This is a genomic window from Bowmanella pacifica, from assembly GCF_014645355.1.
GTDB lineage: Bacteria > Pseudomonadota > Gammaproteobacteria > Enterobacterales > Alteromonadaceae > Bowmanella > Bowmanella pacifica.
The window spans coordinates 765,655-781,110 of the sequence record NZ_BMLS01000001.1; the positions used below are offsets into that span (position 1 = coordinate 765,655).

The following is a 15,456-nucleotide window of genomic DNA, read 5'->3' on the forward strand; positions in this document are numbered from 1 at the left end:
CCAATTTTACTAACAGAAATTTACAATTGCCTTACGCCTTTGTTGCAAAGCTTGGTTATCATAGGCACCTTAAAACACCTAAGCAGACACACAACCAATGAATAAAGTTTGGATAAAGATCGCACTTCCGCTGCTCGCACTGGGATTGGGAGTTGTGGGTATGGCGGCAATAAAAGCTACCGCCAAAGACAAGGAAGAAAAAGTAGAAATCGACTCTCGCCCCACAGTGAAAGTTGAAGTGCTACGCACAGAAGACTATCAGGTTGTGATCAACAGCTTCGGTGAAGTAAAGCCCCTTGAGAAAACCCAACTGGCCGCCCTAGTGGCCGGAGAGGTAACAGGCTGGCATGAGGACTTTGTTCCCGGTGGTGTGGTAAAGCGCGGCACCTTATTGTTCAGCATTGATAAGCAGCAATACGAGGCCGCCCTGTTACAAGCCGAAGCCAACCTGAGCCAGGCCAATGCTCAGCTTATTGAAGAGCGCGCCAGAGCCGAAGTCGCCAAACGCGAAGCCAGAAGTATGCCGGCTGCTAAAGTAACCGACCTGTATTTGCGTAAACCTCAGGTGTTAAGTGCCGAAGCGACAGTTAAATCCGCCGAAGCACAACTTAAAATAGCCAAACGTAACTTGTCCTATACCGATGTCATGGCGCCTTACGATGCCTTGGTGGTATCCCGTAACTTGGGTAAAGGCCAATATGTGCATCAGGGCAATGAGGTAGGCGTTCTATACAATATCGAAACCGCCGAAATTACCCTGCCGATTGCCGGCTTTGATGCACTGTTTCTGCCGGCAGATTTGCAAGGTAGCGAAGCCCTTATCAGCAGCCGCGGTGCTATCACGTTAACCCGCACTGGCACCATTGAACGTGACCTTGGCATTGTTGACCAGGATACCCGTATGAGTCAGGTCGTAGCACGCATTAATGACCCATACAGCCTGAATACCGACGCGCCGGCATTTAAATTTGGCACTTATGTGGAAGTAAGCCTCAAAGGCTCCACCCTGCAGGACATTTTCCGTCTGCCACAAGAACTGGTGACCAATCGCAAAGTCTGGGTGGTTAACAAAGATAATGAGTTGGAATCCCGTACCGTTAAAGTGTTGCGTGAAGAAGCGGCGTTCTTCCTGGTGGAAAACGGCTTAAACGCCGGCGAACGGGTTGTGATGACACTGCCTGAATACCCACAAGACGGCATGAAGGTAAAAATTGCCGGTGAGCAGCCAAAACAGACCAAGACAAGCGACGAAGAAAGTGGTCTGGTTGCGCAGACCAACGAGTAAGGAAGGCCCATGTCCAGTATTGCACCACAAGAACGGGGCTTAATCGCTTTTTTCGCCCGTAATACCGTGGCCGCCAACCTGATGATGTGGTTTATCATCATCATGGGTTTGGTGAGCTTCTTTACCATTCAACGCCAGATGTTCCCCAACATCGAAATCAACTATATCAATATCAATGCTACCTATCGCGGGGCGTCTCCTCAGGAAATTGAAGAAGGCATACTGATCAAAATTGAGGAGTCCCTCAAGGATGTCACAGAGATAAAACGCCTGGTATCCAGAGCCTTTCGCAACAGCGGCCGTATCACCCTGGAGATTCATACCAAGGAAGACATCACCGATGTACTGGATAAGGTTAAACTGCGGGTAGACAGCATTGCGACCTTCCCGGCTGGCATGGAGCCGGTCACGGTATCACAGCAGGAATTCCGTCAGGATGTCATTGAGATGGCTGTGGTTGGTGATTTACCCCTCAAAGACCTCAAGAGCATTGCCATTCAGATGGAACGGGAAATGCTGCAACTGGGCAATATCTCACTGGTGAATCTGGATGCCCCGGATGATGAAATTGCCGTCGAGATCAAACCCGAAATGCTGCGTCGCTATAACCTTACGCTGGACGATATCTCCGCAGCCATCCGGCGCTATTCAGCGAATATTTCTGCCGGCCAAATCCGCACGGATTCCGGCATCATCGCCGTGCGGGTAGAAAACCAGTACTACAATGGCGAAGAATTTCGCAATATTCCGGTAAAAGTGGGTGCCAGCGGCAGTAAGGTACTGCTGCAGGATGTGGCCTTTATTCAGGATGAACTGGCCGAGGGGGAATACTACTTCAAGTACTCGGGTGAAAACGCCATCTTTATGTCGGTGAAAGCCACTAAAGACCAGAATATGGTGCCGGTTGCCAAGTCAGTGAAAGACTTTATTGCACACCGCAACCAAACCCTGCCCCACGGCGTGGAAATGAAGGTATTAGTGGACATGACCTACTACCTCAATGCCCGCCTGGACATGATGCTGAATAACCTCTGGCAAGGGGCCATTCTGGTGGCCATTATGCTGACCCTGTTCCTGCGCTTCCGTTTGGCATTCTGGGTGATGGTTGGCCTGCCGGTCTGTTTCCTGGGTGCCATGATGATGATGCCGGTATTTGGTATCACCATTAATATCCTGTCGCTGTTCGCCTTTATCATGGTATTGGGGATAGTGGTGGATGACGCCATTGTCATAGGGGAAAGCGCCTATACCGAGATAGAAAATAAGGGGCCGGGGGTAGAAAATGTCATCCGCGGCGCTAAGCGGGTGGCTACGCCCGCTACCTTCGGTGTACTTACCACTATTGCGGTGTTTGCCCCCTTTGTATTCAGTAAAGGCCCGGAAGGCACTTTCTTTGTCATCATCGCCATTATGGTGATCTTATGTTTGGCCTTTAGCTTGATCGAATCCAAGCTGATCCTGCCGGCCCATATAGCCCATATTGACTTTAAACCGGTTAAACCCGATAGCTGGCGCGACCGCTTTAACAAACGCTTCTTTGGCTTTGTTAACGGCACCTATAAAAACTTTGTCGCCCGCTGTGTGGAGTGGCGCTGGTTAACCTTGTTCTCTTTTATCGCCATACTTATGGTCAGTTGGGCCCTGATTTCCGCCAATCATGTACGTATTGTACCAACGCCCAAAGTCCCCCATGACTTCCCGGCGGTGAAGATAGAGATGAACGAAACCGTCTCGGATGAAGCCACCATTGATGCGCTGCGGATTGTCGAAGCCGCCATCTGGCAGGTAGAGAAAGAAATTACCGCTGAGTACGGCTCAGGAATGGTTAAAGACCTACTGGCCTTTAACCAGGGCCGAACCGAAGCCCGTATCGTGGTGCCTTTGGTGGATGAAGCAGATCGTCACTTCACGGCCTTTGAGCTGGCCCGTCGCTGGCGTGAGAAGATCCCGGAAATCCCCGGTATGAAGTCCTTTACCATTCAGGACGACGTCAATGGCGGACGTGATGACGGTGAATTCGGCTACTTGCTGTTTGGTTCAGATATCAAAACTCTTAACGAGGCAGGCCGCTACTTCATCAGTAAGTTGCAGCAACAGGAAGGGTTGTTTGACGTTAGCTCCACCATTGACCCGGCCAGTAAGGAAGTGCAGATACAGCTTCTGCCCGTGGCCTATGACCTGGGTCTTAACCTGACCAGTATTGCCAACCAGATTGGTGACAGCTTCTACGGAAGTGAAGCGCAGCGTGTCATCCGTGGCACCGAAGAAGTGCGCGTCATGGTGCGTTACCCTAAGTTGTCCCGTGAGCAGTTTGCCGAACTGAAGTACGCCATTATTCAAACGCCATCCGGCAAGGAAGTCATGCTGGGGGATGTAGTCGCACTGGTCGAACAGCCAGGTATCAGCTATATCCGCCGCGAAGGGGGTTACCGTAGCGTGTATGTATGGGGCAATATCGACGAAGAGAAGGTCGAACCCAACGCCGTGGTAAAAACCATCGAGGAAACCTTACTGCCCGATATGCAAGCCACATTCCCCTCAGTGAAAACCGAACTGGGTGGCGGTATTGCCGAGCAGCAGGCGCAACAAAGCGAACAGATGATGTTCTTTATCGCCGGTATGATTATTGTCTACATTCTGTTGGCGGTACCGCTTAAAAGTTACGGTCAGCCCATCATCATTATGTCGGTCATTCCATTCAGCCTGACTGGCGCTATCTGGGGTCACTACCTGTTTGGACTGGATCTGAGCATGATGTCCACCTTCGGATTGATAGCCGCCGCCGGGGTGGTGATCAACGACAGTCTGGTCATGACCGACTATATAAACCAACGGCGCGCCGAAGGCATCCGAATTAAAGATGCGGTACTGGAGGCAGGCTGTGCCAGATTCAGGGCCATTACCCTGACGTCCATCACTACCTTTGCCGGTGTCTTGCCAATAATGTTCGAGACCAGCCTGCAAGCCAGATTCGTTATTCCTATGGCCGTTGGACTGGGCTTTGCGGTGATATATGCCACCCTGGTGACATTACTGCTGGTTCCCAGTCTGTATATGATTCTGGAAGATCTGCGTAAACCCTTCAGATATTTGCGCCAAAAGCTGTCACGCAAGCCGTCAGCTGAGCAAGGACATAATCTGGAAGGATCGCACCAGTAACTTAGCGAAAAAAGCCCATCCACAGATGGGCTTTTTCCCCATGCCCCCTAAATGCTGTCTGCCTTTTTTACACCACAGCAGAAACTTGACAATATTCTGCTCTCCAGCTTATCCGAATAACATATTGATAAGTAAGCAGTTTGACTTATGTGGCTTTCTTTTTGCTATAGTTAACTTCTGAACGGAGTCACCGAAATGGGTGAATTCTGGGAATTAAAGACAGGGCGTTTGCACTCATTCGGTAGTTTGTGTTGTAGATACCACATGGTTAAGGAAAGTCGCGTGTAGTAGCACTTACAACAGCAAGATCTGAGAAGTTTAGTTGTGAGGATCTTGACCATGATGAAACAGCAAATCATCGACAAGATTGTATTGGTCGGCTGTGATCAGGCAGCGCTGGAATCCCTGGGTAGTACCTTGTCTTCCTACCTGGCGGTTCAACTGGTTTCTTTTAGTCAAGTGGACGAAAGCTGTAATTGGCAGGCTGATATTGTCGGTTATGTCATGAGCGACATGGGTCCCAATCATCTGCACAATATCTCCCAGGTTCGCAGTCGCGTTGGTTGCAAACAACTCTTTGTGTTTACTGCCCATTTATCTATTCCCTTGTTGTGCCAGTTGTTACGTACCCAAGTCACCGATGCCATGTTAACTCCCTGCATGCCCTCAGAGCTGCTGAGACTCACCAGTCACCTTAGCGAACATTCTCAGGTCACCTGCCACCTCGATCATGACCAGCTACCGGCCCTGGCAGAAGCATTTTCAGATGTCAGCCAACATTCCCTGCATGAGGTGTTGCAAACCGTTGAACACAACTTCGAGCGGAAACTATCTCAGCAAACCATTGCCAAGCAATTAAATATGAGTCCCAGTCGGCTAAGCCATATGTTCAAAGATCTATGTGGTATCGGTTTTTGCCATTATCTGGTCTGCCGTCGTCTGGAAGAGGCCGAGCTGATGCTGGCGCAATCCAAGGCCAATATCACTGCGGTAGCCTTTGAACTGGGTTTTGCCAACCCGTCCCATTTTTGCCGGGCCTTTAAAGAGCATTTGGGTATCACGCCAACGGCCTACCTTGGTGGGGAACGGCATGTCAGCCTCAGTCCCTTATACCAACGCTACCTGAATTTACGTGCCGAGATCTTGCCAGCCATCACTATGGCAGCCAGACGCCAGGCTCTGGCGCAACGCGCCCATTTGCGCGTTGCAAATTAGACACAAGGCAAGGGCATGCACCGTTATTTGCAAGTTTTGCTGTTGCTGCTCTGGCTGCCCACGCTATTGGCAGCCGAGCCTACCCATAACTATCAGGCACTTCGTACAGCCAACCAAAACCAGACATTGTGGCTGGACAACGGCCATCTGAATCAGGCCGGCTTAACCCTGACCAGTTTATTGGCAGACCTGGGTCTGCGCGCCAGTGCTCTGCTATCAGAGACCGAGAAGCAAAAGCCGCAGCAGACCGACCAACAGCTCACCCTGCAACTGCTGAACGCCATCAACCGAACTCTGGGTCATCAAGTCCCGCAACCTCTTATACAACAAGTCGATTTACTGCAGGCAATCAACCAACAGCAGTTAGACCAGTTGATTGACCAGCATTTGCCCCGTTTTGAGCAAATGCTCGCGCTGCGCAGTGCCATTGCCCGCTTCAGAACCTTGTCTAAAATGCCCTGGCCGCAGTTGGCCAAGGACTTCCAGCCCAAACTGGGACAAAGTAATCCCCAGGTACAAGCGCTGAAAAACATGCTTAGCTTACTTGGCGATTTGCCGTCCCACACCACCACCTGGTGGGATCCGCAAAGTATCGCGGCCTTAAAAGCCTTTCAGTTGCGCATGGGCCTTCCCCCTCATGGGCAGTTGGACACTACAACCAAAGCCGCCCTTAACATAACGCCCATTCAGCGGCTGGCAATACTGCAGCGTAATCTTCAGCGGCTGCTATCGCTGCCTGCCGCCCCACCCGCACAGTATATCGAGGTGAATATTCCCGACGCCCGGCTGAACTTGTTTGCCTCTGGTCATGTCATCCTGAGCATGCCAGTGATAGTGGGCGCCCCTGACAGCCAGACCCCCTTAATGGTCACAGAAGTAAGCTCTATCTCCCTCAACCCGCTGTGGCGGCCGCCGGCCAGTATCATTCAGCGCGAACTGTTACCTGCGCTGCGCACCGATCCCAAAAGCTATGACCAACAAGGATTCAGATGGCAAAGCCCCAGCGGCGAATTCATCGCACTCAATGCCTCCCAAGCAACCCAAGCAGGTTACAGACTGGTGCAATTGCCCGGACCACACAATGCACTGGGCCAATACCGCTTCAATATCAAAAACCACGACGCCATTTATTTACATGACACGCCGGCCAAATCCCTGTTCAGACAAGAGCAGCGAGCACTCAGTCACGGCTGCATCAGATTAGCTGATGCCCAGGCACTGGCAATGGCCTTGATCGGTTTAGAACCGGCAGAACGTCAACAACGTCTCACTCAGCAGCTGGCCAAAGAGACTTCTTTTGGCATTGCACTTACGCAAAGCATCCCTGTTTATCTTAACTACCAAAGTGTGGTAATTCGGGCCGATGGCAAGCTGCAATGGCTGGCCGACCCTTACGGCCTTGACCAAATAACCACGCCCCAAACCGCGTCGTTACTGGCTTTACGCAACTAAATTGCCTTTGTGCAATTTAATGCAACACAACGCAATCCGTTAATAACAGCCCTTGCCCTTCGTTGCCTAAGGTTTAAGTAACCAAAACGTTTACGTGGCGGTTATGACCTTATCGGTAATTCGGATTGTTTTGAGGAGCATCCAATGAAAACTATCAGCAACATTATGAAAGACTTCTGGAACGACGAATCAGGCCTGACTGCTGTGGAGTATGCCATTGCTGGCTCTCTGGTAGTAGGTGGACTGGTTGCCGCCTTCGAAGAGCTGGGTACAGCCACCAAAGACACTATTGGTGATCTGTGCACTGCCGCCGGCGGTTCAGACTGCGACGGCGCATCTTAAGTCTTTCCCTTCGACCCAGGCAGGAGAAGTCAGATGACAAGTTCAATCCTCATGCTCCAAATAGCTGTCACCGCTTGTACTTTAGGGCTGGCCGTCTATTTTGATTTTCGTGACATGCGGATCCCGAACAAGCTGTGTGTCCTGGCGCTCATTGCCGGTTTACTTGTGAACACCGTGGCCAGCGGATGGCTCGGCCTTTCCTTAGCCCTGGCCGGAGCCGTACTTGGCCTGGGACTGTTATTCCCCATTTATTACAAAGGTTTTCTCGGTGCTGGTGATGTCAAACTCATGACCGCCCTCGGTGCCGTTATCGGTCCGCAGCAACTGCTGTGGACCTTGGCCTTCGGCATCATGGCCGGCGGCGTCATCAGCGCCCTACTTGGCTTGCATCAGGCGGGCTTCGGGGGTCTGAAACAAACTGCAGCCCGCCTTTACTATTGCATCGGCCTGAGACGCTACATTCCCCCCAGCAACACCGAACTGGCCTCAGTACAAGTGCCTTATGCCCCATCTCTGGCGATTGGCTGGCTGCTGGCTTTCTATCTTTACGGCGACAACCAACATCTGGTAGCCGGTTTTATGCAGCTTTTAGGGTGAGCGTCATGGGTATGCCAATTCAAAATCACAGTGACAGCCAGCTATTCAGCGCCTCATCGGCAGGGCTGGCAAGTCTGCCAGGCTCCATTGAGGCTACCGGCCTGAGTGAAAATCTGCTGATGCAACTGATGATCAAGCTGCTGCATTTTCGCCAGGTGGCCACGTTGTCTGAACTTAGTGAAGGTCTGGCGCTTAGCGGCCTGGTGTGCCAGACCCTGTTGGAGAAAGCCAAGCGTCTGCAATGGCTGGAGAATCTGCAAGCTGGCCAGCACGGTCAGATGCGCTATACCCTAAGCGGCCTGGGCAGACTGGAAGCCGAACGGGCGCTGCAGGCCAGCGGCTATATTGGTGCCGCTCCCGTGCCCCTTAATCAATACAGCGATATCTGTCTACGTCAGACTCATCGCCAATACCAAATTACCCAATCACAGATGCATCAGTGCCTGCAAGGTATGATCTTCGCCGATGATGCCCTGGATACCCTGGGGGCCGCCCTTAATTCCAGCAAGCCCACCTTGCTTTATGGCCCTCCCGGCGTTGGTAAAAGTTACTTATGCCGGCATATCATCAAAGTGTTGGATGACCATGTATTAGTTCCTCACGCCCTTGAGGTGAATGGCCAAGTCATTCAGATTCTCGATCCACAAGTGCATGAAGCCGTCGATACCGCCCCAACTGGCTCACTAATGCAGTCCAGCCACGATCCACGTTGGGTGAAATGCCGCCGTCCATTAATTGTTACCGGCGGTGAACTGACCGAGTCTATGCTGGAAGTCGGTTTCGATTCCACCAGCCGCTTGTATAAAGCGCCACTGCAACTCAAAGCCAATAACGGCATTCTGCTGTTGGATGATTTAGGCCGGCAGAAAATCTCCCCGGCCCAGCTGTTTAACCGCTGGATTATTCCGCTCGAAGAACGTCGCGACTTCCTGGCCCTACAAAACGGTATTCACTTCTGTATCCCCTTTGAGTTGGTATTGCTGTTTTCAACCAACCTGTCACCCAGCGCCTTAATGGACAACGCGTTTTTACGTCGGCTCGGTTACAAAATCGAATTGCAGCCGATGTCAGCGGATGCCTACAGACAAGTGTGGCAAGACAACTGCCAGAAGCTGAATTTGCAGTGTGAGGCCGAGGTGTTTGAGCACCTGCTTGAGCAACTGCACGCCAGCAGTAATAAACCATTATTTCCGTGCTACCCGAGAGATCTGCTCAGTCTGATCCGCGACGCCCAGGTCTATCAGGGCCTGCCCAATCTGGTCAGCAAACAACAGCTGAATCAGGCCTGGCAACATTACTTTGTCGAGTAGCTCAATAACCACGAGGGTAACGCGATGAAAAAGAACACCATAAGTTTCCTGGCACTGTCCGCCATCTTCGGGGTTGGCGCCGTGTATGTGGCCAACAAATGGCTGATGCAATCTACCACGGTAGAAAAAGCCCCGGATCAGCAGCAAGTGGCCGTGGTCAGCATTCCGGTTGCCACCGGCACTATTCTTGAGGCCAAGCATGTCAGAATGCGGGCCTACCCAGATAACCTGCTGCCCGCCAACGCAGTGCAAAATCTCGATGATCTGGTGGGCAAAGTCGCCCGTGAGCCACTCTACCCCGGCGATATTCTGCGCGCCGAACGTCTGGCCAGCAAAGGCGACGGCAGTTCCCTGGCCAGCCTCATCAATGAAAGTATGCGCGCCGTCACTATCCGTGTGGATGACGTAGTGGGTGTGGCCGGCTTCCTGTTACCAGGTAACAGAGTCGATATCTTCAATACCTTCAAGAAAAACGGCAAAACCCTAACCGAAATGGCGTTGGAAAATGTGCGGGTGCTGGCTATCGACCAAAGCGCCCAGAACAATGAAAACAAGCCCAAAGTAGTACGGGCCGTGACCGTGGAAGTCAGCGTCGAACAGGCCGAAACCCTGGTTAATGCACGCTCCCGGGGATCCTTGCAACTGGCACTACGTAATCCTATCGATCAGACCGAAGTGCTGGCCAATAAACCTGAACCTGAGGAGGTCGTGGCCTCGCCAACAGAGCCGGTAGTGGCTAAAGCAGCGGCACCGGTCAGCAGTTCAAAAGTAGATATTATCCGTGGCACCACACAGGAATCCGTGCGTGTTGATCTGTAACCAGACAAGCAGCTTGGGAGAAACGACGATGTATAGTTCAAAAGTAGGCGTTTCAGGCATTGCGTTGTGGGTTCTGTTCGGCATCCTGTTCCTGTACAGATTGCTGGTTCCCGACTTCGCTTATGCTGGCGGCCCCTTGGCCGAGATTAACGATACCGTGCGGGTACCTATTTATAAATCCCGTAACCTGCCATTGCAAAAAAGTGCCAACCGCGTCTCTGTGGGTAATCCAGAGATCGCCGATATTCTTATTCTGCGCAGTAAAGAGCTGTATATAGTAGGTAAGGCACTGGGCACCACCAACGTGATGATCTGGGATGAACAGGATGCGCTGGTAGACGTAGTAAACCTAGAGGTTACCCATGATCTGCTGGGCTTGCGCGAGCATCTGCATACTTACCTGCCCGGCGAAGACATTGGCGTTTATAGCTCACAAGGCCAGTTGGTGCTCTCCGGTCAGGCCTCATCATTAGGCGCCATGACCCGTGCTACCGAGCTGGCACAGGGCTTCTCTGACGCGGCCAGCACCGAGGAAAGTAAAAGCCGGGTTCTGAATATGCTCAGTGTCGGCGGCGCTCAGCAGGTTATGCTGGAAGTGGTGGTGGCCGAAGTCAGCACCGAGCTGTCACGCACCTTCGACTCCAACTTCCAATTGCTGTTTAGTGGCAGCGATGCCGTTGGCGGCTTGGTGAACGGTTCGCAAATGCTCGACAGCGTCACCGATCTCAGCAGCAAAACCACCAGCATCACCAGCACTGGCTCCACCAGCCTGTCCAGCGGCGCGTTTGGCTCCTATCTAAGCGGCGATATGCTGATTAACTTCTCGCTGGATATCGCCAAGCGCAACGGCCTGGCTAAGATTCTGGCCGAACCCAATATCACCGCCCTAAGTGGCCAAAAGGCTCAGTTCCTGTCTGGCGGCGAATACCCTGTACCAGTACCCAGTCGTGAAGGCACCACCATCCAGTATCGTGATTTCGGGGTCGGTGTCAGCTTTCTGCCTACCGTGCTGGACAGCGGCAAAATTAACTTAAACCTTAAAGTGCTGGTCAGCGAACTGAGCAACAACAATGCCGTCGGTATCACTCCTATAGGCTCTACCGCCTCCCTGGTCATCCCATCGATCGTCAAACGCACCTCAGAAACCACAGTGGAGCTGGGTGACGGTCAGACTATTGCCATCAGCGGCCTGCTCAGTGACAACCTGCGTGAACGGGTAGACAAGCTGCCAGGCCTGGGTGATGTCCCCATTCTTGGCCAACTGTTCCGCAGCCAGCAATACGTTAACGGTCAGTCAGAGCTGGTCATTATGGTCACCCCCAGACTCGTGCGCCCTTTCAATAAACAAGGGGTCAAACTGCCCACCGACGGCTTTGTGCCCAGCACCGACTTGGAGTTTTACCTGCTGGGCAAAACCTCAGGTCATAAAGGCAAGGGGAATCAATACGCCCCCAGTGCCAGCAACCCCGAGCACACTGGTGTGATGCATACCCGCGGCACCCAGGAACAATACGGTCACGAAGTTCGTAACGAAGGAGAGCAACAATGAAAGCCACTATTAGCACCCTGAGTCTGGCGTTGTTGCTCAGCGCCTGCGCCAGTCAGCCCGATTACCAGTTGTCTGGAGCCACGGCCGCCATCCGCGATATGCAGGTGCTGGATCCTCAGGCAGCCGAGCGCAATGAAGGCACAGTTCGTGAACTCGACGGCCCGTACGCCGAACAGGTAATGAGCAATGCCCGTAACAGTCAGGCAGAGGCCAGCATCGCCAGACAGATCAGCACGCAGCAGTCCGGCAAATCTGCCCGTCAATAAGGTGATGTGATGAAAGCCACTATCCAAACTCCAAGCAAACAACAGGGCAATATTCTGGTGCTGGTTGCCATTGGCCTGGCCGCCATGCTGTCCATCGCGGCCCTGGCGCTGGATAGTGGCCATTTGCTGCTGAACAAATCACGTTTACAGTCCCTGGTAGACAGCGCCGCGTTGCACGGTGCTAAAGAACTTGATTTAGGCATGAGCCATAACCAAACCCGAGAAGCCGTGCTCGCCGTCTTACAGAACAACCTGCAACATCAGGATATGCAAGAACTGGCCGATGCCTTGCAACTGGCTGGCGCTGACAACGGTAGCGAGCAGATGACCAGCCAACTGGAGGTCAGCTTTTCGATGCGGGCCGATCCCTTTGTAGCCACATCAGACCCTGCCGCCCGCTACGTTAAAGTCACGCTGGAAGATATCCCCTTGCAGAATTTTCTGGCCCAGTTACTGAACCTGAATAAAAACGTCGCGGCCAATGCCCTGGCCGGTCCCAGCACCGCACTGGATGAATGTTTCGACAATCTGGTGCCTATGGTGGTGTGCGGTATTCCTGGTCAGCCAGATTATGGCCTTCCTCTTAACCAGCTGTATCTGATGAAAATGGGCAGCACCACCGGCTCGCCTATTGGCCCCGGTAACTTCCAGCTGATTCGACTAGGCGATAACAGCGGTGGTAGTGATATCCGTGACGCCATGGCCGGCATGGATTACCTGGGTGAGGCTTGTTACAGCCACGGTGGCGATGACAGCCATATTCCCACCGAGCCCGGTAATACCACAGGCCCGGTTGCCCAAGGTCTGAACACCCGGCTTGGGCAATGGAGCGGCCCGGTGGACGAGTACAATGCACCGCGGGATTTTAATGTTTGCCAGGGCGAAAAAATCAACCTGACCAATGAAGGCCAACTGGAAGAAGGCGCAGAGGACAAAGCCTACCGTTATGCCAATTACCAGACCGACCTTAGCTGCGGCGCCTACAACGGTGACATCATCGAGGCTGAGCCGGCCAAGGCGCAGCGCCGCATTCTGCAGGTGATGATTGGTGACTGCACCGGTGAAACCCACGGCTCGTCTAACATCGATTATTTGGGGGCAGGTTGTTTCTTCCTGACCCAGGAAGTGGCCAACAAAGGCAATGAGTCCTATGTCATCGGTGAGTTTATTGAGTCCTGTGCCTCCACAGGCACCCCGTCTGGCGATGCCTCCGATGGCATTGGTCCCTACACCATTGTCTTGTACCACGTACCAGGCAGCACGGATTCATAAGGGGCGCAAAATGCAAAATCAAACTCACAAACAAGCCGGCTTCGCTGCCATCGAGTACACCCTGGCAGCACCATTGATGTTCCTGCTGATCTTTGCCGTTGCCGAGTTTGGTCGCCTGCTCTATCAATACAACATTCTGACCCAGGCAGTGCGTGATGCCGGCCGCTATCTGAGTAACAACGCCAGACCCGGCACCACCGGCATTATTGAATTGACCGACGACAACAAGACCAGAACAGAGAAATTACTGCGCTACGGCGACCTGACCAGCAACCAGTTGCTGCTGCCCAATCTGAACAATGCCGTCATTACTTACAGCAGCAGTGGTGATTTGGTCAGCATCAGTGTCAGTTACCCCTGGCAACCCATCTTTGCCAGCAACCTGTTCGATCCCGATGGACAAGGTATGTCGCTGGATTTTCCCTTGGTTGCCAACTACACCATGAGGGCGCTGTGATGAAACATCAGCAAGGCGTGTATTCCGTAGAGTTTGCTCTGGTAGGTACAGTGTTCTTCATCACACTGTTTAGTGTGCTGGAAGTCGGCCGTTTGTTTTTCACTTGGAATGTACTGGCTGAAGCATCCAGACGCACCGCCAGATTAGCCGTGGTCTGCGACCTTGATCGCGATGCCATGCAACCTCATGCCGATATGCTGGCCGCCGCGGCCTTTGATAATCAGCCATTGGTACCCAACCTGAGCGCGGCCAATTTGAAAATTCAGTACTTAAATTTTGATGGCAGCCAGGCCAGTAAATTCAGCGAAATCCGTTTAGTCCGGGCCGAGATAATCAACTACAGCTTTGATTTGTTGATCCCTGGACTGAGCATTCAACTTAACTCCCCCAGCTTTAGCGCCACCTTGCCGCGCGAAAGCCTGGGGGTCACCCGGTATGGCTATACGCAATGCCAGGCAACCGCCTGATTTGAACAGGAAAGTGAGGTTTTATCATGACTTACCCAACAGAAAACCGCATCATCGACCTGAGTCAAAAGCAGCTCGCCATGCAAATGCGTAATAACCGCATGAAGCTGGCAGCGCCCTTGTCGATACTGGTGGTATGCCAGGCGCCAGATGCTTTAAATGCACTGCAATCACACCTTGGCAGTACCGAAAATCTCAATGCGGATTTTTATGCCAACCTGCCCGAACAGTCCCAAAGCTATCAGGCGGCGATTCTGGTGTGTCCGGCGGATGCCAGCCAGGTAGCCGAACAGCTGTCGTCACTGTCTCGTCATTGTCAGCACTTGCTGTTAATCGGCGAAGATATGGACAATGACACCGTCCGTCAGGCCGTGAAATTCAATGTGCGGGATATCATTCCCCCTAGTCAGGTGGATCCCGAACTCCTTAACGCCTTGCGTGATCTTGCCGCCGAGCATCAGCAGCATGGCCGCCAGGCACCTATTATCTCCGTCATTAACGGCAAGGCCGGGAGCGGTGCCAGCTTCCTGACCTGCAGCTTAGGAGAGCTTTGTAGTCAGGGGAGCGATCGACACATAGCAATGTTTGATGCCGATTACAATTTCGGCTCGCTGTCGCACATGCTGGGTGTGCAAAGCCAATACAGCATTAATGATGCGTTAGAAGAACTGGAGCGACTGGACGATACCGCGATTAAGTCCATGATGACCAAAAAAGACAATCTCAATCTGCTCAGCAATCGCCCCTTTGCCAGACTTGAGCAATTTGGTCAGCAGCGCAGTGAACGTACCCAACAACTGCTGTGGAAAATTCGCAGTAACTTTGACCTGCTGCTGGTCGATCTGTCCAAGGGCATAGAATCTCACACCGTCCCCATCATTGAGATGACCAGCCTCTTTCTGGTGGTAGTACAACTGAATGTCGCGTGCCTGCGGGAAGCGAAGGTGTTGATTCAATACCTGCGCCAACAGATGGGGGTAGATGCCAATAAAATTCATCTGGTCATCAATCGCTACCAGAAAGGTAACCAGGAGATCACCCACGCCGATGTAGAAAAAGTTATCGGTCTGAATTCCATCTTCCATGTGGCCAACAACTACCAGGCCGCCAATTTACATACCGATCTGGGAACCCCGCTGAGCAAACTGCAGGACAACCGTAATCTGGTCCGTGATCTGCAACAGGTTGTGGATGCGGTCTTTCCCTTCAAAGTCCAATCCAGCAAAAAATCCACCGGTCTGTTTGGCCGGTTGATGGGGAGGTAAT

14 protein-coding genes are annotated in these 15,456 nt (G+C 52.5%); all 14 read left to right on the forward strand.

Annotated elements, in window-relative coordinates:
* Positions 1–97 precede the first annotated feature (97 nt).
* Positions 98–1,285, forward strand: coding sequence for an efflux RND transporter periplasmic adaptor subunit (locus IEX02_RS02995; RefSeq protein ID WP_188690062.1), 1,188 nt, complete (start codon positions 98–100; stop codon positions 1,283–1,285).
* Between the two features lie 9 nt (positions 1,286–1,294).
* Complete coding sequence (locus tag IEX02_RS03000) at positions 1,295–4,444, forward strand: efflux RND transporter permease subunit (RefSeq protein WP_188690066.1); 3,150 nt, start codon at positions 1,295–1,297, stop codon at positions 4,442–4,444.
* Positions 4,445–4,783: 339 nt separating this feature from the next.
* Positions 4,784–5,659 (forward strand): helix-turn-helix transcriptional regulator, encoded by an 876-nt coding sequence (locus IEX02_RS03005; protein ID WP_188690070.1) that lies wholly within the window; start codon positions 4,784–4,786, stop codon positions 5,657–5,659.
* 15 nt (positions 5,660–5,674) lie between these two features.
* On the forward strand, positions 5,675–7,111 hold the full coding sequence (locus tag IEX02_RS03010; protein WP_188690072.1) for a L,D-transpeptidase family protein: 1,437 nt from the start codon (positions 5,675–5,677) through the stop codon (positions 7,109–7,111).
* Between the two features lie 144 nt (positions 7,112–7,255).
* Positions 7,256–7,453, forward strand: coding sequence for a Flp family type IVb pilin (locus IEX02_RS03015; protein WP_188690075.1), 198 nt, complete (start codon positions 7,256–7,258; stop codon positions 7,451–7,453).
* Positions 7,454–7,486: 33 nt separating this feature from the next.
* Positions 7,487–8,050 (forward strand): A24 family peptidase, encoded by a 564-nt coding sequence (locus IEX02_RS03020; protein ID WP_188690078.1) that lies wholly within the window; start codon positions 7,487–7,489, stop codon positions 8,048–8,050.
* Positions 8,051–8,055: 5 nt separating this feature from the next.
* On the forward strand, positions 8,056–9,360 hold the full coding sequence (locus IEX02_RS03025) for an ATP-binding protein (protein WP_188690081.1): 1,305 nt from the start codon (positions 8,056–8,058) through the stop codon (positions 9,358–9,360).
* 24 nt (positions 9,361–9,384) lie between these two features.
* Positions 9,385–10,179 carry a Flp pilus assembly protein CpaB gene (cpaB, locus tag IEX02_RS03030; RefSeq protein ID WP_188690083.1) on the forward strand — a complete coding sequence of 265 codons (795 nt, stop codon included), beginning with the start codon at positions 9,385–9,387 and terminating at the stop codon, positions 10,177–10,179.
* A gap of 28 nt (positions 10,180–10,207) precedes the next feature.
* The gene (locus IEX02_RS03035; protein ID WP_188690086.1) at positions 10,208–11,728 is read left to right on the forward strand and encodes a type II and III secretion system protein family protein; all 1,521 of its coding nucleotides are present in this window, start codon (positions 10,208–10,210) and stop codon (positions 11,726–11,728) included.
* On the forward strand, positions 11,725–11,994 hold the full coding sequence (locus IEX02_RS03040) for a hypothetical protein (protein ID WP_188690089.1): 270 nt from the start codon (positions 11,725–11,727) through the stop codon (positions 11,992–11,994). Before IEX02_RS03035 ends, IEX02_RS03040 begins: the two co-directional genes overlap by 4 nt.
* 9 nt (positions 11,995–12,003) lie before the next feature.
* The gene (locus IEX02_RS03045; RefSeq protein ID WP_188690092.1) at positions 12,004–13,266 is read left to right on the forward strand and encodes a pilus assembly protein TadG-related protein; all 1,263 of its coding nucleotides are present in this window, start codon (positions 12,004–12,006) and stop codon (positions 13,264–13,266) included.
* A 10-nt stretch (positions 13,267–13,276) separates the two neighbouring features.
* Positions 13,277–13,723: a TadE family protein gene (locus tag IEX02_RS03050; RefSeq protein WP_188690094.1), complete on the forward strand. Its 447-nt coding sequence runs from the start codon at positions 13,277–13,279 to the stop codon at positions 13,721–13,723.
* A complete protein-coding gene (locus IEX02_RS03055) occupies positions 13,723–14,190 on the forward strand; it encodes a TadE/TadG family type IV pilus assembly protein (RefSeq protein WP_188690097.1) in 468 nt (155 codons plus the stop codon). Before IEX02_RS03050 ends, IEX02_RS03055 begins: the two co-directional genes overlap by 1 nt.
* 26 nt (positions 14,191–14,216) lie before the next feature.
* Positions 14,217–15,455, forward strand: a complete 1,239-nt coding sequence (locus tag IEX02_RS03060; protein WP_188690101.1) for a CpaE/TadZ family protein — start codon at positions 14,217–14,219, stop codon at positions 15,453–15,455.
* Position 15,456 lies beyond the last annotated feature (1 nt).

What these genes read in the sequence shown, in the direction of transcription:
- IEX02_RS02995 (WP_188690062.1), top strand. Translation starts at nt 98, where the DNA reads ATGAATAAAGTTTGGATAAAGATCGCACTTCCGCTGCTCGCACTGGGA.
- IEX02_RS03000 (WP_188690066.1), top strand. Translation starts at nt 1,295, where the DNA reads ATGTCCAGTATTGCACCACAAGAACGGGGCTTAATCGCTTTTTTCGCC.
- IEX02_RS03005 (WP_188690070.1), top strand. Translation starts at nt 4,784, where the DNA reads ATGATGAAACAGCAAATCATCGACAAGATTGTATTGGTCGGCTGTGAT.
- IEX02_RS03010 (WP_188690072.1), top strand. Translation starts at nt 5,675, where the DNA reads ATGCACCGTTATTTGCAAGTTTTGCTGTTGCTGCTCTGGCTGCCCACG.
- IEX02_RS03015 (WP_188690075.1), top strand. Translation starts at nt 7,256, where the DNA reads ATGAAAACTATCAGCAACATTATGAAAGACTTCTGGAACGACGAATCA.
- IEX02_RS03020 (WP_188690078.1), top strand. Translation starts at nt 7,487, where the DNA reads ATGACAAGTTCAATCCTCATGCTCCAAATAGCTGTCACCGCTTGTACT.
- IEX02_RS03025 (WP_188690081.1), top strand. Translation starts at nt 8,056, where the DNA reads ATGGGTATGCCAATTCAAAATCACAGTGACAGCCAGCTATTCAGCGCC.
- cpaB (WP_188690083.1), top strand. Translation starts at nt 9,385, where the DNA reads ATGAAAAAGAACACCATAAGTTTCCTGGCACTGTCCGCCATCTTCGGG.
- IEX02_RS03035 (WP_188690086.1), top strand. Translation starts at nt 10,208, where the DNA reads ATGTATAGTTCAAAAGTAGGCGTTTCAGGCATTGCGTTGTGGGTTCTG.
- IEX02_RS03040 (WP_188690089.1), top strand. Translation starts at nt 11,725, where the DNA reads ATGAAAGCCACTATTAGCACCCTGAGTCTGGCGTTGTTGCTCAGCGCC.
- IEX02_RS03045 (WP_188690092.1), top strand. Translation starts at nt 12,004, where the DNA reads ATGAAAGCCACTATCCAAACTCCAAGCAAACAACAGGGCAATATTCTG.
- IEX02_RS03050 (WP_188690094.1), top strand. Translation starts at nt 13,277, where the DNA reads ATGCAAAATCAAACTCACAAACAAGCCGGCTTCGCTGCCATCGAGTAC.
- IEX02_RS03055 (WP_188690097.1), top strand. Translation starts at nt 13,723, where the DNA reads ATGAAACATCAGCAAGGCGTGTATTCCGTAGAGTTTGCTCTGGTAGGT.
- IEX02_RS03060 (WP_188690101.1), top strand. Translation starts at nt 14,217, where the DNA reads ATGACTTACCCAACAGAAAACCGCATCATCGACCTGAGTCAAAAGCAG.